General features: G+C 45.5%; 22 protein-coding genes. 19 read left to right on the top strand and 3 right to left on the bottom strand.

What is annotated here, in order from left to right; all coding sequences use genetic code 11:
* Nucleotides 1-53: 53 nt before the first annotated feature.
* Entirely contained in the window at nt 54-1,424 is a 1,371-nt protein-coding gene (locus ACINWC323_RS12865) for a phosphohexomutase domain-containing protein (protein ID WP_032881278.1), read from the bottom strand.
* Between the two features lie 383 nt (nt 1,425-1,807).
* Here ACINWC323_RS12865 and lldP point away from each other — a divergent pair, with 383 nt between their 5' ends.
* The 4 genes from lldP (at nt 1,808) to dld (ending at nt 7,390) form a co-directional block, all read left to right on the top strand.
* Nucleotides 1,808-3,475, top strand: a complete 1,668-nt coding sequence (gene lldP / locus ACINWC323_RS12870; RefSeq protein WP_171062169.1) for an L-lactate permease — start codon at nt 1,808-1,810, stop codon at nt 3,473-3,475.
* A 19-nt stretch (nt 3,476-3,494) separates the two neighbouring features.
* Nucleotides 3,495-4,247: a transcriptional regulator LldR gene (gene lldR, locus ACINWC323_RS12875; protein ID WP_005228317.1), complete on the top strand. Its 753-nt coding sequence runs from the start codon at nt 3,495-3,497 to the stop codon at nt 4,245-4,247.
* On the top strand, nt 4,244-5,395 hold the full coding sequence (gene lldD / locus ACINWC323_RS12880; protein WP_009510356.1) for an FMN-dependent L-lactate dehydrogenase LldD: 1,152 nt from the start codon (nt 4,244-4,246) through the stop codon (nt 5,393-5,395). The genes lldR and lldD overlap by 4 nt, the downstream gene beginning before the upstream one ends.
* Before the next feature lie 288 nt (nt 5,396-5,683).
* Entirely contained in the window at nt 5,684-7,390 is a 1,707-nt protein-coding gene (gene dld, locus ACINWC323_RS12885) for a D-lactate dehydrogenase (protein ID WP_009510335.1), read from the top strand.
* 60 nt (nt 7,391-7,450) lie between these two features.
* Here dld and ACINWC323_RS12890 read toward each other — a convergent pair whose 3' ends face one another.
* On the bottom strand, nt 7,451-8,665 hold the full coding sequence (locus ACINWC323_RS12890) for an amino acid aminotransferase (protein ID WP_009510370.1): 1,215 nt from the start codon (nt 8,663-8,665) through the stop codon (nt 7,451-7,453).
* Between the two features lie 451 nt (nt 8,666-9,116).
* Between ACINWC323_RS12890 and ACINWC323_RS12895 the strand changes: the two genes are divergently transcribed.
* The 13 genes from ACINWC323_RS12895 (at nt 9,117) to ACINWC323_RS12950 (ending at nt 21,640) form a co-directional block, all read left to right on the top strand.
* Nucleotides 9,117-9,827 carry a GntR family transcriptional regulator gene (locus ACINWC323_RS12895; protein ID WP_005228321.1) on the top strand — a complete coding sequence of 237 codons (711 nt, stop codon included), beginning with the start codon at nt 9,117-9,119 and terminating at the stop codon, nt 9,825-9,827.
* The gene (gene prpB / locus ACINWC323_RS12900) at nt 9,820-10,704 is read left to right on the top strand and encodes a methylisocitrate lyase (RefSeq protein ID WP_009510488.1); all 885 of its coding nucleotides are present in this window, start codon (nt 9,820-9,822) and stop codon (nt 10,702-10,704) included. Before ACINWC323_RS12895 ends, prpB begins: the two co-directional genes overlap by 8 nt.
* Nucleotides 10,705-11,032: 328 nt before the next feature.
* Nucleotides 11,033-12,190: a bifunctional 2-methylcitrate synthase/citrate synthase gene (prpC, locus tag ACINWC323_RS12905; RefSeq protein ID WP_009510470.1), complete on the top strand. Its 1,158-nt coding sequence runs from the start codon at nt 11,033-11,035 to the stop codon at nt 12,188-12,190.
* Nucleotides 12,190-14,796 (top strand): Fe/S-dependent 2-methylisocitrate dehydratase AcnD, encoded by a 2,607-nt coding sequence (acnD, locus tag ACINWC323_RS12910; RefSeq protein WP_009510426.1) that lies wholly within the window; start codon nt 12,190-12,192, stop codon nt 14,794-14,796. The genes prpC and acnD overlap by 1 nt, the downstream gene beginning before the upstream one ends.
* Nucleotides 14,797-14,875: 79 nt before the next feature.
* Nucleotides 14,876-15,955 carry a hypothetical protein gene (locus tag ACINWC323_RS12915; RefSeq protein ID WP_009510351.1) on the top strand — a complete coding sequence of 360 codons (1,080 nt, stop codon included), beginning with the start codon at nt 14,876-14,878 and terminating at the stop codon, nt 15,953-15,955.
* A 349-nt stretch (nt 15,956-16,304) separates the two neighbouring features.
* Complete coding sequence (locus ACINWC323_RS19675) at nt 16,305-16,448, top strand: zinc ribbon-containing protein (protein ID WP_004637424.1); 144 nt, start codon at nt 16,305-16,307, stop codon at nt 16,446-16,448.
* 127 nt (nt 16,449-16,575) lie between these two features.
* Nucleotides 16,576-17,151 carry a DUF4126 domain-containing protein gene (locus ACINWC323_RS12920; RefSeq protein WP_009510492.1) on the top strand — a complete coding sequence of 192 codons (576 nt, stop codon included), beginning with the start codon at nt 16,576-16,578 and terminating at the stop codon, nt 17,149-17,151.
* 37 nt (nt 17,152-17,188) lie between these two features.
* The gene (locus tag ACINWC323_RS12925) at nt 17,189-17,887 is read left to right on the top strand and encodes a hypothetical protein (protein WP_009510502.1); all 699 of its coding nucleotides are present in this window, start codon (nt 17,189-17,191) and stop codon (nt 17,885-17,887) included.
* A gap of 72 nt (nt 17,888-17,959) precedes the next feature.
* On the top strand, nt 17,960-18,847 hold the full coding sequence (locus ACINWC323_RS12930; RefSeq protein ID WP_009510445.1) for a DMT family transporter: 888 nt from the start codon (nt 17,960-17,962) through the stop codon (nt 18,845-18,847).
* Nucleotides 18,848-19,419: 572 nt separating this feature from the next.
* Entirely contained in the window at nt 19,420-19,872 is a 453-nt protein-coding gene (locus ACINWC323_RS12935) for a hypothetical protein (RefSeq protein WP_009510333.1), read from the top strand.
* A gap of 102 nt (nt 19,873-19,974) precedes the next feature.
* Nucleotides 19,975-20,640: an RluA family pseudouridine synthase gene (locus ACINWC323_RS12940; RefSeq protein WP_009510490.1), complete on the top strand. Its 666-nt coding sequence runs from the start codon at nt 19,975-19,977 to the stop codon at nt 20,638-20,640.
* A gap of 25 nt (nt 20,641-20,665) precedes the next feature.
* Complete coding sequence (locus ACINWC323_RS12945) at nt 20,666-21,139, top strand: GNAT family N-acetyltransferase (RefSeq protein ID WP_009510408.1); 474 nt, start codon at nt 20,666-20,668, stop codon at nt 21,137-21,139.
* A gap of 132 nt (nt 21,140-21,271) precedes the next feature.
* On the top strand, nt 21,272-21,640 hold the full coding sequence (locus ACINWC323_RS12950; protein WP_005228335.1) for a ribonuclease E inhibitor RraB: 369 nt from the start codon (nt 21,272-21,274) through the stop codon (nt 21,638-21,640).
* A gap of 62 nt (nt 21,641-21,702) precedes the next feature.
* Here ACINWC323_RS12950 and ACINWC323_RS12955 read toward each other — a convergent pair whose 3' ends face one another.
* Nucleotides 21,703-22,170, bottom strand: coding sequence for an Lrp/AsnC ligand binding domain-containing protein (locus tag ACINWC323_RS12955; protein WP_004773316.1), 468 nt, complete (start codon nt 22,168-22,170; stop codon nt 21,703-21,705).
* Between the two features lie 139 nt (nt 22,171-22,309).
* Between ACINWC323_RS12955 and ACINWC323_RS12960 the strand changes: the two genes are divergently transcribed.
* Both ACINWC323_RS12960 and alr read left to right on the top strand, forming a co-directional pair.
* Entirely contained in the window at nt 22,310-23,566 is a 1,257-nt protein-coding gene (locus ACINWC323_RS12960; protein WP_005281316.1) for a D-amino acid dehydrogenase, read from the top strand.
* 24 nt (nt 23,567-23,590) lie between these two features.
* Nucleotides 23,591-24,694, top strand: coding sequence for an alanine racemase (alr, locus tag ACINWC323_RS12965; protein WP_009510434.1), 1,104 nt, complete (start codon nt 23,591-23,593; stop codon nt 24,692-24,694).

Here is a 24,694-nt window from a genome sequence, read left to right as displayed (position 1 = left end):
GTTTGGTTGTCATAAAAAAAGGAGCGTCAAGCTCCTTTTTTATTTGGACTAAATTAGCCCTGAATCAACGCGGTTAATTCATCGACATAGTGTTGCATCGGTTGCGGATTTTGATCGGCACGGCTTTCAATATTTAAGCGTAATAATGGCTCGGTATTGGAGGCACGGACATTCAGGCGCCAAGCACCAAAATCGAGGCTAACGCCATCGGTACGGTCTACCTGTGGATTCTGATCGGCATAATGGTCAAAGATTTTTTGTACCGTCGCTTGGGTGTCTGTGACTTTAAAGTTGATTTCACCACTACATGGGAATTTGGCAATCATGTTTTCAACCAGGGTGGAAAGCGATTGCCCTGTTTCAGACAGTAGCGCAATGGTGAGTAACCACGGAATCATCCCGCTATCACAATACGCAAAATCACGGAAATAGTGATGAGCACTCATTTCACCGCCGTATACCGCATTGTGTTCACGCATCACGTCTTTAATGAATGCATGGCCTGATTTCGACTGTACCGCGATGCCTTGGTATTGATCGACGATATCAAAGGTATTCCAGACCAGACGTGGGTCATGCACAATTTTCTCGCCAGCCTGTTTGATCAGGAAGGCTTGTGCCAATAAACCGACAATGTAATAGCCTTCAATAAACTGCCCTTTTTCATCAAACAGGAAGCAACGGTCAAAGTCACCATCCCAGGCAATGCCCATATCGGCCTGATGCTGCAGTACAGCATCACGGGTGCTGTCACGGTTTTCAATCAGGATCGGGTTGGGAATACCATTCGGGAAGGTGCCATCCGCTTCATGGTGGATTTTAATAAATTCCACCGGAATGTTGAGTTGCTGGAATTTTTGTTCAATCGCATCAATCACATGACCTGCTGCGCCATTGCCGGCATTCACTACCAGTTTAAGTGCTTTGATTTTTTGCGGGTCAATATAAGTGAGCAGATGCTCAACGAACTCAGGCAAAATATTATAGTTTTGCGTAGTACCTTTATTCGCAACTTCAGTGAATTGCCCTGATTCCGCCAGTGCCTGAATTTCTTTTAAGCCTGTTTCCGCACTGATCGGGCGTGCATTTTCACGCACCAGTTTCATGCCATTGTAATCCATCGGGTTATGGCTGGCAGTGACTTCAATCCCGCCTTGTACATCGAGATGGAACGCTGCGAAATACACTTCTTCCGTGCCGGTCATGCCCAGATCAAGCACATTGACGCCTGCATCATTCAGGCCCCGAATGGTGGCTTGTTTTAGACTCTCACTGCTTAAACGGATATCACAGCCAATCACGACAGTTTTGGGCTGATAAATCTGTCCATAGGCACGACCAATGTTATAGGCAATCTCTTCATTCAGTTCAGTACCGAGTTTGCCTCGAATATCGTAGGCTTTAAAGCAAGTCAGTTGAGTCATATTGTTCAATTCATGGTGATGTGATTTGAGTTGTGAACACATTATACAGATATCGCCAGCAAGTCATATTTATAGTTCTGAGTAGGCTGGTTTAAGTTGAGTATGCTTTCGAATAGAGATCGTAAAGACAAATCATTTATCAGACTTTAGTCGAATGGGGAATAATGCGTGCAAGCTAAACAGGTTGATTTAATTTAATTATTATTGGTCATACCAATTATTGGGGTTTTGGTAGGCTTGATCCTGAGAATTCATGTAATTAAGATGCATAAGGATTGCAAATGGATGATATTTGCTGGTTTAGTTAATATTGGTCATACCAATATAGAAAGATTCGTTCAAGATCGAAGTGAAAACAAAATGACGCCCAGCATTTCAAGGAGATGAGAATGCTAAATGTGTGGCAACAAATTTATGATCCTTTCAATAATATCTGGCTATCCAGTGCGGTGGCGCTGATTCCTATTATTTTCTTCTTTTTGGCTTTGGCGGTATTTCGTTTAAAAGGTAGTGTGGCAGGGACCTGTACCGTCATCATTGCCCTGCTGATTGCGTTATTCTTTTATCAGATGCCCGCTGAAATGGCATTTGCTTCGGTGATTTATGGCTTTTTTTACGGCTTATGGCCGATTTCCTGGATTATTATCGGTGCGGTGTTTCTGTATAAAATTTCCGTCAAAACCGGGCAGTTTGATGTCATTCGTTCCAGTATTTTATCGATTACCGAAGATCAGCGCTTACAGATGCTCTTGGTCGGTTTTGCCTTTGGGACCTTTCTGGAAGGTGCCGCAGGTTTTGGTGCGCCTGTTGCGATTACCGCTGCCCTGTTGGTGGGATTGGGCTTTAAGCCACTTTATGCGGCGGGACTCTGCCTGATCGTCAATACTGCCCCAGTGGCTTTTGGCGCAATGGGCATTCCGATTATTGTGGCGGGGCAGGTCTCGGGTGTCGAGACCATGGAAATCAGCCAGATGGTGGGCCGTCAGTTGCCGTTTCTAGTTATTATCGTGCTGTTCTGGATCATGGCGATTATGGATGGCTGGCGCGGGGTAAAAGAGACCTGGCCTGCGGTACTGGTCGGTGGTAGTGCTTTTGCAATCGCGCAATATCTAACCTCTAATTTTCTGGGGCCCGAGCTACCGGATATTACGGCATCGATTGCTTCACTGGTCAGCCTGACCTTACTGTTCCGTGTCTGGAAGCCAAAGCATATTTTCCGTTTTGAGGGTGTAGAGCCAAAAAATACAAGCTCAGCAGCGCATACGTCACAACGCTATAGCATTGCGCAGATTGCCAAAGCATGGTCGCCGTTTATGATTTTAACCGTGATGGTGACGATCTGGAGTGTGCAGCCGTTTAAAGCCTTGTTTAGCAAAGACGGTGCCTTGGCGGACTGGATGGTTAAAATCGAAGTGCCATATCTGCATAAGCTGGTAGAAAAAATGGCACCGATTGTGCCTGAAACCACGGCCTATGAAGCGATCTATAAATTTGACTGGTTCTCTGCCACAGGGACCGCGATTTTCATTGCCGCAATTATCACCATCATTTTCCTGAAAATGAAAACCCGTGAAGCGGTCAGCACCTTTGCTGAAACCTTGAATGAATTAAAAACCCCGATTTATTCGATTGGTATGGTGTTGGCCTTTGCCTTTATTGCCAATTACTCAGGTCTGTCTGCGACGCTGGCTTTGGCGTTATCGCATACCGGTCATGCCTTTACCTTCTTTTCACCCTTCTTGGGCTGGCTCGGTGTCTTCCTGACGGGTTCGGATACCTCATCCAATGCCTTGTTTTCGGCTTTACAAGCGACTACCGCTCAGCAAATCGGGATTCCAGAAGTATTGCTGGTGGCGGCCAATACCAGTGGCGGCGTAACGGGCAAGATGATTTCACCGCAATCAATTGCGATTGCCTGTGCCGCGGTGGGCCTGGTGGGGAAAGAAGCAGACCTGTTCCGTTTCACGGTAAAACATAGCATCATATTTACAGTCTTTGTTGGCATCATCGTCACGGTTCAGGCTTATCTGTTGCCGTGGATGATTCCATAACTCTACTCAAGGAAATGTGATGAGAATCTCCGATCAAGTGGTCATGAAATTACAGGCACTCATTGAGCAACGCCAGATGAAACAAGGTGATCGTTTGCCCGCCGAGCGTCAGCTTGCGACCAGTTTGGGGGTCTCTCGTCCATCCTTACGCGAAGCGATCCAACAGCTAAACAGTCAGGGGGTGCTCAGTAGCCGCCGTGGTGATGGGACTTACATTCAACAGTTACCAGAGCAATGGTCACAACAGTTGATTGTGAATCCGATCAGTAACCTGATTGAAGAAGATCCGTTGTACCGTTTTGATGTGCAAGAAGCGCGTTTATTGCTGGAAGGCGGCACCGCATGGTATGCGGCATTACGCTCAACCGCTGAAGATCGCGCCAAAATCCATCATTATTTTGACGAGATTAGCCGCCATCAGAATGCTGGCGATTCGGCTCAGGCGGCAGTGGCGGATGCTGAATTCCACTTAGCGATTGCTGAGGCTTCGCACAATATTGTGCTGATCCAGATGATGCGTGGCTTGTTTGACCTGTTGCAATACAACGTCTTACTGGGGCGCAAGAAAGTTTATAACGATCCTGTCAATGGTGACTTGCTCAGTGAGCAGCATTTTCAGGTGATGGATGCGATTGATCGTAAAGATCCCGAAGCTGCACGCCAGGCGGTGTGTGGTCATATTGAATTTGTGATTAATCATGTACGTGCTCTGGATGAAGATGAAGCTCGCCAGAAACGTGCAACACGTTTAAGTAGAGTTGACTCAAAATGATTATTTCTTCTGGCAATGATTATCGTGCTGCGGCACAACGTCGTTTACCGCCATTTTTATTTCACTACATCGATGGAGGCGCCTATTCGGAATACACCTTAAAACGTAATGTACAGGACCTGTCTGAAATTGCCTTACGCCAACGGGTGCTGAATGACATGACGGCATTGAGTCTGGAAACCAGACTGTTTAACGAAACCTTATCCATGCCAGTGGCTTTGGCACCTGTGGGTTTAACCGGTATGTATGCACGTCGTGGTGAAGTGCAAGCGGCGGTGGCAGCGGATAAAAAAGGTATTCCATTTACCTTGTCGACGGTTTCGGTTTGTCCGATCGAAGAAGTGGCACCTGCAATCAATCGCCCAATGTGGTTCCAGCTCTATGTGTTGCGTGATCGTGGCTTTATGCGCAATGCCCTGGAACGTGCCAAGGCAGCAGGATGCTCAACACTGGTGTTTACTGTGGATATGCCTGTGCCAGGTGCGCGTTATCGTGATGCTCATTCAGGCATGAGTGGGCCGAATGCGGCGATGCGCCGTTATATGCAATCGATGTTGCATCCGCATTGGGCATGGAATGTCGGGATGTGTGGGCGTCCGCATGACTTGGGCAATATCTCTAAATATCTGGGTAAACCGACTGGGCTTGAAGACTATATCGGCTGGTTGGGGTCTAACTTTGATCCGTCAATCTCATGGAAAGATCTGGAGTGGATTCGTGAGTTCTGGGATGGCCCGATGGTGATCAAGGGCATTCTGGACCCAGAAGATGCTAAGGATGCGGTGCGTTTTGGTGCGGATGGCATTGTGGTCTCCAATCATGGTGGGCGTCAGCTGGATGGGGTGATGTCTTCTGCGCGGGCTTTGCCTGCGATTGCCGATGCGGTGAAGGGTGATCTGGCGATTTTGGCAGACTCTGGCATTCGTAATGGTCTGGATGTGGTGCGCATGTTGGCGCTTGGTGCAGATACGGTGTTATTGGGACGTGCCTTTGTGTATGCCTTGGCTGCTGCGGGTGGGCAAGGGGTGTCGAACTTGCTTGATTTGATTGATAAGGAAATGCGGGTAGCAATGACGTTGACGGGTGCTAAGTCGATTCAAGAGATTAATGCGGATTGTCTGGTACAAGCCATTAAACAAGGTTTTTAAGAATAATTTGCTAAGTGATGCAGTAGGCACTGCTTCATCATTGGGTGACTTGCGTGTTTCTTGTGTAGAGGCGTTTGTCACTTTTGAAAGGTCAAAAGTAACCAAAAACCTTTTGTTGAGCAAACCGTACTTCCTTGTACGGTTGCTCAACAGGCGGCATCCTTGCCGCCTTCCGCGATAGCAAATAAAGGGCTGATTCATATTGAAGAATGAGCTACTCGAATGACAAATACTAAGATTCTGCCGTGTTGGTCTAAGTTTATAAATGAATGATCCAAAGGAGCCGTCATGCAAACATTTTCTCCCAAAGTGGTGATTGATCGTTTACAGCAGATTGTTGGTCGTCAGCATGTACTGAGTGATGATCAAAGTACACGGCAGTATCGTCAAGGCCGTCGTTTTGGTGAAGGCAAAGTCTTTGCAGTGGTCATCCCGGGGACCTTGCTGGAACAATGGCAGGTGCTACAAGCCGCCATCGAAGCCGATTGTATTGTCATCATGCAAGCGGCCAATACGGGCCTGACAGGTGGCTCAACACCCTATGGCGTTGATTATGACCGACCTGTTTTGGTGATGAGTACCCGTCGTTTAAAAGGGATTCAGGTGATTCATGAGGGTAAGCAGGTGATCTGTTTGCCGGGGGCAACTTTGGACAATCTGGAACATATACTAAAAGGCTATGATCGTGAGCCGCATTCGGTGATTGGCTCTTCCTGCATCGGTGCTTCGGTACTGGGTGGTGTCTGTAATAACTCAGGCGGTGCCTTGGTTCGTCGTGGCCCTGCCTATACTGAACTGGCACTGTATGCGCAGGTCAATGCCCAAGGTCAGCTGGAGTTGGTCAATCATCTGGGCGTCAACTTGGGCTCAACTCCTGAAGAAATCCTGACTCGTTTAGAACAGCAACGCTATCAAGCCACAGATATTCTGGATGATGCTGAAAAGCAGGCATCCGATCAACGCTATGCGCAAGACGTCACTCAAGTCGATGCCGACAGTCCGGCACGTTTTAATGCCGATCCTTCACGCCTGTTTGAAGCCTCGGGTTCGGCAGGCAAAGTCTGTGTGTTTGCGGTGCGTCTGGATACTTATGAAAAGGTAGAAAGCAGTGTGTTTTATATTGGTACAAATGATGCCGATGATCTGACTGCGATTCGTCGTTATTTACTGACTTCATTGCCAAGCTTGCCGATTGCAGGCGAATATATTCATCGTGATGCGTATCATATTGGTGAAAAATACGGCAAAGATACTTTCCTGTTTATTGAGAAATTTGGCACTGCCAATGTACCCAAAGCCTTTGCATTCAAGGATAAGGTCGATGGCTTTTTAGAAAGATTTAAAATCAAAGGGCTGACCGATCATCTTTTACAAGCGATCACGTCCTTGTTACCGAGCCATCTACCTAAGCGGATGACGGAATATCGCGATTGTTACGAGCATCACTTGATGTTACGCGTTGAAAATAATTGCAAGACTCAGACCGAGCAATTTTTACATGACTATTTTGCAGTGCATTCATCAGGCAATTTCTTCCTCTGTGATGCTGAGGAAGGGCGTAAAGCCTTTTTGCATCGTTTTGCGGTGGCAGGTGCAGCGATTCGTTATCGTGATACCCATCGGGATGAAGTGGAAGATATTGTGGCGCTCGATATTGCCTTACGTCGTAATGATCGTGAATGGGTCGAGCAACTGCCTGCAGAGATGGAACAGCAGATTATTCATAAGCTCTATTATGGACATTTTTTCTGTCATGTGTTTCATCAGGATTACATTCTGAAAAAGGGCCATGATCCTTTAGTGATGGAACATCAAATGTGGCATTTACTCGATGCCCGCCGTGCGGAATATCCTGCCGAGCATAATGTCGGTCATCTGTATATTGCCAAGCCTGCACTGGCCAATTTCTACCAGAAACTTGATCCGAATAACTGTTTTAATGTCGGGATTGGACAGACCTCTAAGTTGAAGTATTGGGGCAAGGCCAAGTCCTGACTTTAAATAAAACAGGCCATAAAAAAAGGCGCTTCAAGCGCCTTTTTTAGGTGTTACAACTTAAGCGGTTGCAGTAGATTTTGCTAAAACTTCAGCCACTGCTTTGGCAACTTTATATACGTTATTCATGTTCAGACCAGCAACACAGATACGACCACTACGTACCAGGTAGATTGCATATTCTTCACGAAGAATGTCGACTTGCTCAGCGGTTAAACCAGTGTAGCTGAACATGCCTTTTTGATTCACAAGGTAGCTAAAGTCACGGTCAGGAAGGGCTTTGGTCAACTCATCCTTCAAGATGCTACGCATTTTGATAATACGCTCACGCATCTCTTTCACTTCGCCTTGCCATTGTTGATTAAGATCAGCGTCATTTAACACTTGATCAACCAACCATGCACCTGTTGTTGGTGGGCTAGAGTAGATACGACGTACTGTGGCTTTCAACTGACCGAAGGTGCATTTTGCTGCTTCTGCATCGTCACATACGAACGTCAAACCGCCAACGCGCTCACCGTAAAGTGAGAAGATTTTAGAGAACGAGTTGCTGACAATAAAGTTCAGACCCGCTTGGTCTAAAGCACGGATGGCATAAGCATCCTGTTCCATACCATCGCCAAAACCTTGATACGCGATATCGAGGAACGGAATCAGGTTACGTTCTTTTAATACCACAATCACTTGATCCCATTGTGCTGGGTTCAAGTCTGCACCTGTTGGGTTATGGCAGCATGGGTGCAATAACACAATGCTTTGTTCTGGCAATGTTTTTAACGTAGACAACATCCCGTCAAAATCAACGCCACGTGTTTCAGCATCGAAGTACGGGTAGAAGTTGCTCTTGATGCCTGCACCATTGAAGATCGCAACGTGGTTATCCCAAGTTGGCTGGCTGACCCAAACTTCTGAATTCGGGAAGTAGGTTTTCAAGAAGTCTGCACCGACTTTTAATGCACCTGAACCACCAAGCGTTTGAATCGTTGCAACACGGCCTTGTTGAATTGCAGGGCTATTTGCACCAAACAATAAGGCTTGAATCGCATCGCGGTAAGGCTTGAAACCTTCCATTGGTAAATAAAGCTTGGTTTGCGTGTTTTTAGGAGCAATACGTTTTTGCGCTTCGATAATGGTATCAAGCTGAGGAACGATACTGTCTTCGTTATAGTACAAACCAATACTGAGGTTTACCTTTTCAGCACGCGAATCAGCATTGAACTGTTCCATGAGTGATAGGATCGGATCGCCTGCATAAGGTGGGATATGTTGAAACATTAACAATGTCCTTTTCTTCAACAAAGTGCATAGATGTCTGGGGAGGTCGGCTTCAGAAGCGGAACCTTCGATGCCCAATAATGTATCAATAAAGACTGCATGAAGCACGCTGTTATTTACATTTTGGTGCAGTATTTACTTACAAAATTTGTCGCCATGTAATCATTATAAAGATTGTCTACAATCAAGCTGTCATACCATGGTCGTAGCATGAACAGTCTAAGCCTGCCCAGTCGGTCGGATTGCAGGGCTAAATGATACATAGGGCCGTGCTTAAACTATTGGTTTATCTGTTTTTATATAAGTTGTTTAGCAGTGTATTGATTCGCCGTTAAGTCAGGATGATACAGTAGGATTGAAAGCATCAGTCTAATTTATTGTCGACAATCCTATTGCATTTTTTCTTCTACCTCGTTATAAAATCATCAAAACCGTAGAGATTGTCGACAATATGCAAGATACCCTTGTTCCTCAAGCCCTCAGCACCAGTCAGGGAATGACCCTGACGGAACACGTATTCAAGCAAATTCAGTCGGCGATAGTATTGGGACAGATTCCTGCGGGCAGCAAGATTTCAGAGCCTGAGCTGGCACGGATGTATGGCATCAGTCGAGGTCCATTGCGTGAGGCGATTCATCGGCTGGAAGGGCAGAAACTGGTGGAACGAACGGCCCATGTCGGTGCGCGTGTGGTATCACTGTCGTTACAGCAGTTTCAGGAACTCTACCAGATCCGTGCGTCATTAGAAGGTTTGGCCTGTAAACTGGCCGCGCAGCATATTGATAAAAAACAGATTCTGGCCTTGCGTGATGTATTGCGGATGCATGCCGAGGATGAAAATTTTAAAGCAGGTAAGGGCTACTATCTGCAAGAAGGTCAGGACGATTTCCATTACTGCATTATCAAAAGCAGTGGCAATAAAACCCTCGAAAAAATGTTATGTGATGAGCTGTATCACCTCATCCGTATGTATCGAATCCAGTTTTCAAATACCCCAGATCGACCAAGCAAGGCTTGGGATGAACATATCCGCATTTTAGATGCGATTGCTGAAGGTGACGGTGAGCTTGCCGAAATGCTGATGCACCGTCACATCAATGCATCCTACAAAATTGTTGAGCAAACATTGCTGCAAAATCAAGGAGAACAACAACATGGCTAAACAGTCAGCTGGTCAGCTATTCCGCGACGCGGTCGCAAATGAAAAACCATTACAGGTGGTGGGTGCGATCAATGCCAACCATGCGTTATTGGCAAAACGCGCTGGCTACAAGGCCATCTATTTGTCTGGTGGTGGTGTTGCCGCAGGTTCTTTGGGCTTACCTGATTTGGGTATCAGTAACCTTGATGATGTATTGACTGATGTACGCCGTATTACCGATGTCTGTGACCTGCCGTTATTGGTCGATGTCGACACCGGTTTCGGTGCTTCTGCCTTTAATATCGCACGGACCACCAAGTCGATGATCAAGTTTGGTGCTGCTGCCATGCATATCGAAGACCAGGTGGGTGCCAAGCGTTGCGGTCATCGTCCGAATAAAGCCATCGTCACCCAGCAAGAAATGGTCGATCGTATTAAAGCCGCAGTTGATGCCCGTATCGATGACAGCTTTGTGATCATGGCGCGTACCGATGCACTTGCGGTTGAAGGCTTGCAGGCTGCGATTGACCGTGCTGGGGCGTATATCGAAGCGGGTGCAGACATGTTGTTCCCGGAAGCGATCACGGAATTGGCCATGTATAAGCAGTTTGCAAATGCGACCAAAGTGCCAGTTTTAGCCAATATCACCGAATTTGGTTCAACCCCATTATTTACCACGGAAGAACTGGCTTCTGCCGATGTCAGCATTGCGCTGTATCCACTTTCTGCATTCCGTGCCATGAACAAGGCCGCAGAAAATGTTTATGAGACTTTGCGTAAAGAAGGCACACAAAAGAACGTGGTCGATACCATGCAAACCCGTCAAGAATTGTATGAACGCATTAACTACCACGCGTTTGAACAATATCTTGATGGAACTTTTGCGAAGAATAAATAATTTCGCCCCCTCCTAACCTCCCCCAGAGGGAGAGGGATTTCACGAATTGAAGACTTTCTAGTAGAGATAAAAAAGTATTTTTATCAGTTTCATGAAAGTATTAATGACCGTGAGGGCGGCATGGATGCCGCCACGTTGGGCTGCCTTGCGCTGCTTTCAAAGCGATGCTTTGAAATTGCTCAGGAAGTACCGTCAGGCCAACAAAGGATTTTTGCTTACTTTTGATCCATCAAAAGTAAGTCCGGCCGAAGGCTTATCCTCAAATAAGATGAGAGTTCGGTAAGACACCGCTACGAAATTCACCTAAGGATATAAAAAGGACAATCTTATGAGCAGTAATGAAACAACAACAGGCTTCAAACCAAAAAAATCAGTTGCCCTTAGCGGACAAGTGGCAGGCAACACCGCACTGTGTACCGTAGGCCGCAGCGGCAACGACTTACACTACCGCGGCTATGACATTCTCGACCTTGCAGCCGGGAGCCAGTTTGAAGAAGTGGCACACCTGCTGGTACACGGTAAATTACCAAACAAAGCCGAACTCAAAGCTTATAAAGCAAAATTAAAAGCATTGCGTGGCTTACCCGCAGCACTGAAAACTGCACTTGAGCAACTGCCACCATCTGCACACCCAATGGATGTGATGCGTACCGGTATATCTGTACTCGGCTGTTTAACCCCAGAACACGAAGACCACAACGAAGCAGGCGCAAAAGACATTGCTGACAAATTGATGGCAAGCCTAGGCTCAATGTTGTTGTACTGGTACCACTTCAGCAACAACGGTCGTCGTATCGAAGTTGAAACGGATGATGACTCGATTGCTGCGCATTTCCTGCATCTCCTGCATGGTGAAGCGCCATCGGAAGAATGGATTCAAGCGATGCACACCTCTTTGATTCTGTATGCAGAGCATGAGTTCAACGCCTCAACCTTTACTTCACGTGTGGTGGCAGGGACAGGTTCAGACATGTATTCAGCCATTACAGGCGGGATCGGTGCGCTGCGTGGCCCTAAACACGGTGGTGCCAATGAAGTGGCGTTCGTGATTCAACAACGCTATGACAATGCCGATGAAGCCGAAGTTGATATCCGTAAACGTGTTGAAAATAAAGAAGTGGTGATTGGTTTTGGTCATCCGGTCTATACCGTGTCTGATCCACGTAACGAAGTGATCAAGCAAGTGGCGCGTGAACTGGCTGAAGCACAAGAAAATACCAAGATGTATCTGATCGCTGAACGTTTAGAAGCGGTGATGAAAGAAGTGAAGAACATGTTCCCGAACCTCGACTGGTTCAGTGCAGTAAGCTATCACTTGATGGGCGTACCAACGGCAATGTTCACGCCGTTATTCGTGATTGCACGTACTGCGGGCTGGTCTGCACACGTGATTGAACAACGTCAGGACGGCAAGATCATTCGTCCAAGCGCCAACTATACCGGCCCTGAAAACCTTGAATTCAAACCATTGGCGGAGCGTGGTTAATGAACACAAAATATCGTAAACCGCTGGCAGGTACCCAGCTCGAATACTATGACGTGCGCCAAGCCGTTGAAGATATTCAGCCAGGCGCATACGCAAAGCTGCCATACACCTCGAAAGTACTGGCTGAGCAGCTGGTGCGTAAAGCGGATGCCGAAAATTTAACGGCCTATTTAACCCAGTTAATCGAACGCCGTCAGGATCTCGATTTTCCGTGGTACCCGGCACGTGTGGTCTGTCACGACATCTTGGGACAAACCGCACTGGTGGATTTGGCTGGTTTGCGTGATGCGATTGCCGATAAAGGCGGTGATCCATCTAAAGTCAATCCTGTGGTGCCAACCCAGTTGATCGTGGACCATTCATTGGCAGTGGAATATGGTGGTTTTGATCCGGATGCGTTTGAGAAAAACCGTGCAGTAGAAGATCGTCGTAATGAAGACCGTTTCCATTTTATTGAATGGACCAAGACCGCCTTTAAAAATGTCGACGTGATTCCTGCGGGTAACGGCATCATGCATCAGATCAACCTGGAGAAAATGTCTCCGGTGATCCAAAACCGTGATGGTTTGGCGTTCCCGGATACCTGTGTCGGTACCGATTCACATACCCCGCATACCGATGCGCTAGGCGTGATTTCAGTCGGTGTGGGTGGCCTGGAAGCTGAAAATGTGATGCTTGGTCGTGCATCCTGGATGCGTCTGCCAGACATCATCGGGGTTGAGTTTGTTGGTCAGCGTCAAGCAGGCATTACTGCAACGGATATCGTGTTGGCATTGACTGAGTTCTTGCGTAAAGAGCGTGTGGTGGGTGCTTATTTAGAGTTCTTCGGTGAAGGTGCTGACAGCATGTCGGTGGGCGACCGTGCTACGATTTCGAACATGACCCCTGAATATGGCGCAACTGCGGCGATGTTCTATATCGATCAGAACACCATCGACTATTTACGCCTGACCGGTCGTGAAGATGCGCAAGTGGCGTTAGTTGAACAATATGCCAAAGAAATCGGGCTTTGGGCATCGGATATGACCCAAGCTGAGTACCCACGTGTCCTTCGTTTTGACCTTTCAACGGTGACACGTAACATTGCCGGTCCATCAAACCCGCATGCACGTGTCTCTACAGCTGATTTGAAAGAGAAAGGCATTGCCGGTGTAGTTGAAAACCGTACTGATGGCTTAATGCCTGATGGCGCAATCATTATTGCGGCCATTACCTCTTGTACCAATACCTCTAACCCGCGTAATACCGTTGCTGCAGGTCTACTGGCACGTAAAGCCAATGAATTGGGCTTGGTACGTAAACCTTGGGTAAAATCTTCATTTGCACCAGGTTCTAAGGCAGCTGCGCTGTATTTGGAAGAAGCGGGTGTGTTGGGTGATCTTGAGAAACTTGGTTTTGGTATCGTCGCCTATGCATGTACCACCTGTAATGGGATGTCGGGTGCACTTGATCCTGTGATTCAACAAGAAATCATTGATCGCGACCTGTATGCCACTGCGGTACTTTCAGGTAACCGTAACTTCGATGGTCGTATCCATCCATACGCAAAACAGGCATTCCTTGCATCTCCGCCACTCGTTGTGGCCTATGCAATTGCAGGAACGATTCGTTTTGATATCGAAAAAGATGCATTAGGTACAGACCAAGACGGTAATCCAATTTACCTGAAAGATATCTGGCCTTCGGATGCTGAAATTGATGCATTGGTCAAAGAAGCGGTCAAGCCTGAACAGTTCCGCAAAGTCTATATTCCAATGTTTGACTTGGGCGAAGTTGAACAAGCCGAAAGTCCGTTATACGACTGGCGTCCGCAAAGTACTTATATCCGTCGTCCTCCGTATTGGGAAGGGGCGTTGGCTGCACCACGTACTTTAGCCAATATGCGTCCGTTGGCAATTTTGGGGGACAACATCACCACCGATCACTTGTCGCCATCGAATGCGATTCTGATGGATTCGGCTGCGGGTGAATACCTGCACAAGATGGGTGTACCTGAAGAAGACTTCAACTCGTACGCCACCCATCGTGGTGACCATTTGACAGCACAGCGTGCGACCTTTGCCAATCCGAAACTGTTTAATGAAATGGTGGTTCGTTCCGACGGCACGATCAAGCAGGGTTCAAAAGCACGTGTCGAGCCAGAAGGCGAAGTGATGCGGATGTGGGAAGCGATTGAAACCTATATGAACCGTAAGCAACCGTTGATCATTGTGGCGGGTGCGGATTATGGTCAGGGTTCAAGTCGTGACTGGGCAGCAAAAGGTGTTCGTCTTGCAGGGGTTGAAGCGATTGTGGCTGAAGGTTTTGAGCGTATTCACCGTACTAACTTGGTGGGTATGGGCGTTTTACCGCTTGAGTTTAAGCCAGGTGTGAACCGTAAAACCTTAAAGCTGGATGGTACTGAGCTTTATAGTGTGATTGGTAATATTGCACCGCGTTCGACATTAACGTTGGTCATTGAGCGTGCTACAGCGGATGGTAAGGAAGAAATTCTGGAAGTGCCTGTAACCTGTCGCTTAGATACAGAAGAAGAAGTTTCTGTGTATGAAGCGGGTGGGGTATTACAGCGTTTTGCACAAGACTTTTTAGAAGGTCAAGTGGCGTAATATTTTGATCTGAAAGTGATTGATTCTGTTTAATAAAAACCCTATCTTGATGATGGGGTTTTTTGATAAAAGTAATAGAATGGAAAAGTCAGAAATAATTAATAATAAGTTTAATCGATTGGTTGAGAATGCTTTCGATTTCTTACAGCAGTCGATAGCCGAATTAGAAAATAGGCCAAAGTTTTCCGTTATTCATTTTCATGCTTCTATTGAATTATTTTTAAAAGCTAGACTGATGGATGAACATTGGTCATTAGTTATCGCCTATAACAAGGAGCCTGATTGGAATAAATTCCAAAATGGGGATTTTGTATCAGTTAATTTGGATGAAGCATCAAAAAAGTTAAGTAAAGTTGTACAATCAGGTCTTAGTGATAAAGCACTTGCAGCATTTCATAATATTACTAGACATAGAAATCAAATGGTACATTTCTATCATGAAGCAGATACACTTGAAAAGCGTAAACAGGAGATACAAAAAGTTGTTAAGGAGCAATTGAGAGCATGGTATTTTCTAAATGATTTATTATCAAAGCAATGGAAAGATACTTTCAATGATTATTCTAAAAAAATATATGAAATTAGTTTTAAGTTAAAAAAACAACATTTATTTTTACAAGTTAAGTATGAAGAAATTAAGCCGAGAATAGTTGATCTAACAGCTGATGGTTATAAATTCGATATTTGTCCCTCATGCGATTTTGAATCAAATAAACACTCTAATGTAATAAATGAAACCTATGAATCAGAATGCTTAGTTTGTGATTTAAGGCAGTTTTGTTTAATAATTAAGTGTGATAAATGTTTTGAAGGAGATGTACTATTTCAGGGAGAACCTCATGCAAAATGTAATAAATGTAAATATTCTTTTGATGGAGATGAACTTAAAGAAAAATTTATAGATGATAGCGCTGCATATATAGCAATCAAAGATGGAATAGGTGATTATTTTCCTATTAATTGTGGGACTTGCTCGGGATATGGAACAGTTGTAGAAATAAATGAAAATGATTTGTTATGTGTAGAATGTTTTGATGTATCTCGTTCATATGGCACTTGTGAATGGTGTAATGAACAATCTACGAACTTGAGAGAAGATTCTTACTTAACAGGTTGTGAATTTTGTGAAGGGCGTATGGGATGGGAAAGAGATGATTAACAAAATTAAAAAATATTAATTTTAAAGTTTTTAAGAAAAATTGCCTTAGCCGAGACAATAGAACCTAAAATTGATACAAAAGAATTATTATTAATATGTTGTTTAAAACACACATAAAAATTTAGACACTCCGTCAGGATTCCTCGTGTTTGGTTGCTAAATATTACTCTTGTCATATCAAACGTTCTGGATCCATGAAACGATTATTGTTGTTAGAAGTTGTAGTAAGAAAATTCCAAATTTCATCCTTCACCTTTCCGCCATCATCACTCGTCGGAAAGGTCAATAAATAATCAAAACTATCACGCTATAGTATATGTACCATTTCTAAAATCTATGGAGAGCAAAGATGGTAACTGCTGGCGAAAAACCTGGAACAGGCTTCTATTTTTGTGTTCAATGCGGACACCGCACCTATTTAGAAATTGGTACTGATCGTTTACCTCCGTGTACCAAATGCCTTGGCAATCAATTCAACAGTAAGAATGCCTAAGCCGCAAAATACCAAACAGTTATCCACTGTTTGAATAAAAGCCCTATCCCTTGATAGGGCTTTTTGTTACCTTAAAAATAAGATGTAAATAACAAGACCTGTCATAGGCATAGAAAGGTAATCCGTGATGGAAACAATTTTAGGACTCTGTATTGGCGTTGGACTCAGCGCAGCCTGTGGGTTTCGTGTCTTTGTGCCGCTATTGGCGATGAGTATTGCCACCCTTATGGGATGGTATCAACCTGCCCAAGGCTTTGAATGGCTGGCACTTCCATCGGTGTGTATGGCACTGGGTTTTGCCACAATCTGTGAAATTGCAGCCTACTATGTGCCTTGGGTAGATAACCTGTTAGATACCATTGCTACACCTGCGGCTGTAGTGGCAGGGACACTGACCACGATGGCGGTGAGCAGTGGTGAAATGTCCCAGTTTGCCACTTGGGCCGCGGCGCTGATTGTCGGTGGTGGAACCGCAGGCGTGGTGCAAATGAGTACCGTAGCGGCACGCGGAGTTTCGACCGCAACCACAGGTGGGCTGGGTAATTTTGTGGTAGCTACCGGTGAACTGATTGGCTCGATCTTATTATCAATACTGGCCTTTATCATGCCTGTGGTGATTACCGTTGTGGTCATTATTTTAGTGATCGTCACGGCACGCTGGATTCGTGCAAAACGCCAGCAGAAACTCAGCCATTCCCTGTAAACATAACAGTAATCACGTCCTAAATGATGAAATAACAATGAATAAGAAATGTATTGCACTGATCTTGGCTTGCTCAAGCCTATCCATATTGCCACAAACAACGTTTGCTCAAGCACAGCCAACGGCAGAAGAGCTGAAGCTGCGCAAAGATAAAGTGACCTATAAAGCTTATCTCCCTGCAAAATATCAACTGTTTGAAGCGATAGAAGGCGACCTGAATAAAGATGGTCTGAAGGATGTGGTGCTGATCGTCAAAGCCACAGATCCCAAAGCCTTTGTACAGGATGAATATCGTGGGCGCTTAGACCGCAACCGCCGTGGTGTGATTGTATTGCTGAATCAAAAAGGTACATACAAACCGATCGTCACTAACCTAAATTGTTTTAGCTCGGAAAATGAAGATGGCGGGGTCTATTTCCCACCTGATCTATGGTTTGAAATTAAAAATAATCTATTGAGTGTCTATTATTCGCATGGCCGTTATGGTTATTGGCGTTATCTATTCCGCTTGGAAGGTAGTGATCTACGCCTGATTGGTTATGATGATTCAAGCAATCACGGCCCGCTCATTCAAAGCCAGACCAGTATTAACTTTTTAACGGGTAAAAAACTCATTCGTGAAAATTTAAGCCAAGACCCAGAAGAAGATCCAAGATTTAAAGAAACATGGAGCAAAATCAAGCAGCCGCCGATCTATCTGTCCAAAGTAAAAGACTTTAATGATTTAAGTTTTTAAGCACGGACGACTATCGAAAAAACAGCCAGAACCGCGTAAATTAGCGGCACTGATAATATTGCGTTCAAGCTTATGATGATTACTTGGATTCTGTTTACCCTGATGGCTGCATTCATGCAGGCTTGGCGCAATGCATTTCAAAAACAACTCAGCACTAGCGTCGATGTCTACGGTACTACGCTGGCGCGATTTATCTTTTCACCGATCTTTGCCTTTAGCTATCTGGCCTTTCTCTATTTACACCAGCCTGTCACCGCATCGGTGCATTTTTCCGATAAATTCTGGTTCTATATTGTGATTGCAGGGATTAGCCAGATTTATGCCACGGCCTTGATGGTGAAACTGTTTCAGCAAAAGAACTATGCCATTGGGGTGGGACTGGCCAAAAGTGAAGCGATCTTGGCCGCCTTGGTCGGGGTACTGTTCTTACAGGAACATCTCAGCACATGGGGCTGGGTTGGCGTGGTGATTGGGGCACTTGCAGTATTCTTACTGAGTAAAGGTAAGCAACAGTCTGATTTATCCTTAAAAACCCTGATGATTGGGCTGGGCAGTGGGCTTTGTTTTGCCATCACCTCTTTATTGGTGCGTGAAGCCAGTCTGGAACTGAGCATGTTGCCATTCCTGCATCGTGCCGCTTGGGTGTTATGCAGTCTGATCAGCTTTCAATGCATGATATTGCTGATCTATCTCGGATTTTTTAGCCGCCCGACGCTCTATAAAATGTGGCAGCGTGTTGGGCTGACCTTAAGAGTGAGTATCTGTAGTTTTCTGGCCTCGGTCGGCTGGTTTAGTGCCATGAGTATGCAGACCGTCGCCATTGTCAAAACGCTGGGGCAGGTCGAAATCTTATTTAGTTTGCTGATCTCGGCTTTTTTCTTTAAGGAGAAACTCGCCAAAACCGATCATTTAGGTCTGTGGCTGGTGATTGTGGCCGCGATTATGGTGATTTGGGCCTAAATCACAATCTCTTTTTGAAAAAATACACATGTAAATTTGAATTTATCGGAATATAAATCGTAGTTTTTTACTGGAAGTGGGAAATATTTCAAGATTTATCTTTTAGTATGCAAAATTATTTCATTGAGCGTTAAAAATAGCAGTTTTTAGGAAAACAATCCCGTCGTGATCTGCCTAAACTATGTCTCAAGGGTGTGAAAGGGATCGAAAAGAGTAGCATGCACCGACGCTTACAAAGCAAGTGTGTACGTACCCAAAAGGTCTCGATTCGGCTTAGGACGCTATAGATCAAAAGTTTATAGGCAAAGGTTATGGCTTACAAAGTCATAGGTGTTGAAGTAAACAACCTCTGTTTTCCCTTGATACCCTAAAAAATTTAACCAAATAGAAAATAATAATCAGCGCCAAATAATAAACACTGCATCAATAAAATCAAAAACGAATGTGATATCCATCCTGTAATCCTGCCATTATGAAGATAAGTCGATATTTTTATATTAAAAAACAAAATGATATAATTTTCTTTATACCTAAAAATCAAAACATGATCACAGGAACAGGTCAATACAAGAATGAATCAGTTTGAGCTTAAAATCCGCTATCCCCATCAGATCAATCGTAATGAAATCGATGCGATGGGGACATTTGACCTGGCCTCGATTTTAATTAAATTTGACGAGATGAGCTGGCGTCAGCAACTGGTTCGTCAATTACAGCTCAACGGTGCCGATACCCGTTTTATCGTGACCGATCTTGATACCGATCAGACCATTGCCATTACGCTGGATGCCTATGCCAAATCACAACAACTGGAATTTAAACTGGACAGTGATGTTGTGGTGATTGTGCCGAAAAAAGATGTATTTGGACTGGTGACCCGTAAAAGCAAAGAGACCATCGCCTTTAAACAGTTAAGTCTGGCGCGGGCAAAAGACTATCTGATCGCCTTTTTAAACCGGGACATTGCCTTGCTGGAACAGAAATATAAAGACAACTTAAGCAAAGGCATCAAAGTTCATTCTTAATCATTCACCACTCTGACCAATAACATAAGCCTGTTGCGAAACTGTTTTGCAGCACTATAATCGCTGCTGTTTCCGTCCTTGTGCCTGCCTAGCTATTTTCTCATGCCTTTAAATGACAACTTTGTATATGCTCCTCCACCACATCCCTTAGAAATCGTCTATGAAGATGAGGACCTGATTGTGGTGAACAAGCCTGCGGGATTATTATCGGTAATGGGGCGTTTACCCGAGCATCAGGACAGTGCCTATTTACGGGTTTTACAACAGCATCCTGCGGCCAAAGTGACGCATCGTCTGGATATGGCGACTTCCGGGCTGTTGATGTTTGCCAAGCATCGGGAAGCAGAAGTCGCCGTCAGTAAAATGTTTCAGGCACGAACCGTCAAGAAATATTATCAAGCACTGGTACAAGGCGAGATTCAGGCCGAGGGCAGTGTTGACGTTCCGTTAATTACCGATTGGGAAAACCGTCCACGCCAGATGGTGCATTTTGAACTGGGCAAGCAGGCCAAAACCTTATTCCAGCGTATCGATTATGATGCGGCAACCGATCAAAGCCGTGTCCGTCTGGAACCGGTAACAGGGCGTTCGCATCAATTGCGGGTGCACATGATGCACATTGGTCATCCGATCATGGGGGATAAACTGTATCATCCTGAGCCTGCCCGCTTTCATTTAACCCGCATGGCACTGCATGCCGCTTATCTGGCCTTTCAGCATCCACTCAGGCAGCATCAGGTTGAAATTCATTCTGAGGTAAACTTCTAAAAGACCACAAAAAACAGGCAAGCTAATGTATTCGATTCAACAGGTGCTTTGGCAGACATTACTGCCTACACAACAATGGCAACTCAAAACCTTGTTGCTGGAGGCCGATCCGGATTGGGCGGCGATAGAGGCCTATCTATTTAACTCAGATATGTTTGTGCTGCTCAATCAGCAGGCACAGATCATTGCCCAGCTGTGTTTATGCAAAAGCGATGCTCAGGCTGAAATTAAAAATCTGGCTGTAGATGCAGGTTATCAAGGCCAGGGTTTGGCTAAGACACTGATTCAGCATGCGATTGCCTATACTCAACAGCTGAAGGTCCATACGTTATGGGTCAAGACCGGGAATTCCAGTCTGGATCAGTTGGCGCTGTATCAAAAATGCGGCTTTAGGCTGTCACATATTGAAGCGGATGTTTTTAAAGATTATCCGGCACCGATTTATGAAAACGGAATCCGCTGCCTCGATCAGGTGGTGCTATCGATTGTATTTGAGTGAGCGAATAGATCATTCACTAAAGCTATTTATTTTTTCACTACAATAATGTTGTTAACACGTCTAAAAACTGCAATAAAAATCGGTTAATCTATAGCCAAATATCAACTCCAAAACACAACAAAGGATATGCATATGACACGTGATTATGACAAATTTCCAGATAATGATAACGGCAACGTACTGTGGCAAATGGTTGAAGATGGTAATGACCTGAATGAACCGCATGAAGTTGAATTTTCGATTGTGTTTGAGACGCAGCAACAGATTGAAAAATGTGCCTTACACCTGTTGCATCAAGAACAGAAAATTTCCCTGTTTCAGGAAGAACAGCACTCCGATGGCTCGGATCTGTGGGTATTGAATATTCATGTCAACATGACACTGGAATACGAAGATATAGCAGATCTGGAAGAATGGATGACCAAGATCGCTCAGGAATTCAATGGTGAATATGATGGCTGGGGCTGTATGAGCTATATTTACGATGAAGAAGATGAGTGATAGGATTACTGTCTGAATAAAAGCCCTGATCGAAGGGCTTTTTTATTGCGTATGTTTGGATGCTAGACACCCATATCCAGATATAAAGATTCTTTCACTTCCTCCATCACCACATAGCTATGTGAAGAAGCCGAGGCGGGTAGTTTTTTCAGTAAATCCCCTAACAGACGACGGTAGGCACTCATTTCTTTAAGGCGGGCCTTCACCAGATAATCAAATTCTCCTGAAATCAGATGGCATTCCAGAACCTCTGGAATATCCACCAGATCACGTGCGACCTGATCAAAGACATCGCCCGATTTCGCCGACAGTTTGATTTCCAGAAACACCAACAGGTTTCGGTCGACGTATTCCGGATTGAGGCGGGCGTAGTAGCCCATGATGATGCCTTCACGCTCCAAGCGCTTGACCCGTTCTGAACAGGGGGTGGTCGATAAGTTGACCCGTGAAGCCAGCTCACTGATCGCAATACGTCCTTCCCGCTGCAGAATATCTAAAATCAGGCGATCAATCCGGTCTAATTTACGCATCATATATTCCCTTTTATTTTAATTTTTCCGTGACGAAAACATCAAATTACCTGGATTATACCCATAAAATCAGTGAAAAAAACTATTGATCCAAAAATATACTAGTTAAATAAACTAGTGTGTGCGTGAGGGAACGACGATGCGCGTAATCGTTTTAGGAAGTGGCGTCATTGGTGTGGCAAGTGCCTATTATCTTGCACAACAAGGTGCGCAAGTGACGGTGCTTGACCGTCAATCAGGACCTGCAAAAGAAACCAGCTTTGGTAACGCAGGCCAAATCTCCCCAGGATATTCAACGCCGTGGGCAGCCCCCGGCATTCCGTTTAAAGCGGTCAAGTGGATGTTCCAGCATCATGCACCGTTAGCGATTAATATTGATGGCAGTATGTGGCAGTTGCAGTGGATGGCACAGATGCTGAAAAACTGTAATCCACAGAGCTATGCAGTCAATAAAGAACGCATGATGCGTGTCGCAGAATATAGCCGTGACTGCTTACGTGACCTAAGAGCGCAAACGGGCATCAACTACGAAAACCGCGCCAAAGGCACCTTGCAAGTGTTCCGTAGCGAAGCGCAGCTTGAAGCGGTACAACGTGATATTGAAGTCCTCAAAGAGTGTGGCGTTGATTTTGATTTACTCAATGCCCAGGAACTAGCAAGTGTTGAACCTGCTTTAGCGCATACCGATAAACTGGTCGGTGGTTTGCATTTACCGAATGATGAAACCGGCGATTGTTATCTGTTTACCAATGCTTTGGCGAAACTGGCGCAAGACCTGGGCGTAGAGTTCAAGTTTGATCAAAATGTCGAAAACCTGATTGTTGAAGGCGACCAGATCAAAGGTGTGGTGGTCAATGGTGAAGTCCTGACTGCCGATCGTTATGTTCTGGCCTTTGGTAGTTATTCACGTGATTTCCTTAAACCGCTTGAGCTGAATTTGCCTGTGTATCCGGTTAAGGGCTATTCACTGACCATTCCAATTGTGGAACCAAAATTTGCACCACAATCAACGGTACTGGATGAAACCTATAAAGTTGCCTTAACGCGCTTTGACCAGCGTATCCGCGTTGGTGGTATGGCAGAACTGAGTGGTTTTAATCTGGGACTGAAACAAGACCGTCGTGCCACGCTGGAAATGGTGACTCAGGACCTGTTCCCGGGCGGTGACTTATCTCAGGCTTCATTCTGGACCGGCTTACGTCCGATGACCCCAGACAGTACCCCGATTATTGGTGCAACAAAATATAAGAATCTGTTCCTGAATACCGGTCATGGAACGCTTGGTTGGACCATGGCGTGCGGTTCTGGCAAGTTGATCAGTGATCTGGTCATGAACCATCGTCCAGAGATCAGTACGGACGGTTTATCCATTCAGCGTTATTCACACGCTGCATAACCACGCTTTACAAGGAAGTTTAGTATGCCTCGCCCGATTACTGCGGTGATTCATGCCCAGGCCTTACGCCAGAATCTGGCGGTGGTCAGGCAGTCGGTTCCTAACAGCAAAGTCTTTGCCGTGGTCAAAGCCAATGCGTATGGGCATGGGATTGAACGGGTCTATGATGCTTTTAAAAGTGCCGATGGTTTTGCCTTACTCGATCTCGAGGAGGCAAAACGTCTACGTGCTTTAGGCTGGACCGGCCCGATTTTATTGCTGGAAGGAATTTTCTCTCCGCAAGACCTGTTTGATTGTGTGCAGTACCAATTAAGTTTTACTGTGCATAGTGAGCAGCAGCTGGCCTGGTTGCAGCAACATCCCTATCCCGCCCAATTTGATATTTTCCTGAAAATGAACAGTGGCATGAACCGTTTAGGTTTCAAGCCAGCGCACTATCGTGAGATCTGGCAGCAGTTGTCTTCGTCTGCGCAAGTGAGTTCAGTGACCCATATGATGCATTTTTCCGATGCCGATGGTGATCGTTTCGGCCAGAAGGGCATTGACTATCAGCTCAGCGAGTTTGAAGCCACCATTCAGGATTTACCGGGCCAAAGATCGGTCAGTAATAGTGCTGCAATCTTAAGATATCAAACGCAATTACAATCGGATTACGTGCGCGGCGGCATCATGCTGTACGGCAGTTCTCCCGATTATCCCAAACATAGCATTCAGGACTGGGGCCTTGCGCCAACCATGAGCTTGCGCAGTGAAATCATTGCCGTGCAACAACTCAATGCCAATGAAAGTGTCGGTTACGGCTCCAGCTATATAGCCGACCAGCCAATCCGGATCGGTATTGTTGCGTGTGGTTATGCCGATGGTTACCAACGCATTTCAGCGACTGGTACGCCGGTACTGGTTAACGGAATCCGGACCCGAACCATTGGTCGTGTCAGCATGGATATGCTGGCGGTGGACCTGACCCCGATCCATGATGCACAGGTGGGCAGTGAAGTGGTGCTATGGGGTCAATCCAGCACAGGAACAATTTTACCGATTGACGATGTCGCGGCGACCTCAGGCACCATTGGTTATGAACTGATGTGCGGCGTGACGGCACGTGTCAATTTTATCTATCAGGAATAA

Origin of the sequence: Acinetobacter sp. WC-323, assembly GCF_000314615.1 — a bacterium.
GTDB classification, from domain to species: domain Bacteria; phylum Pseudomonadota; class Gammaproteobacteria; order Pseudomonadales; family Moraxellaceae; genus Acinetobacter; species Acinetobacter courvalinii.
This window is presented reverse-complemented; position numbering and strand designations above follow the sequence as displayed.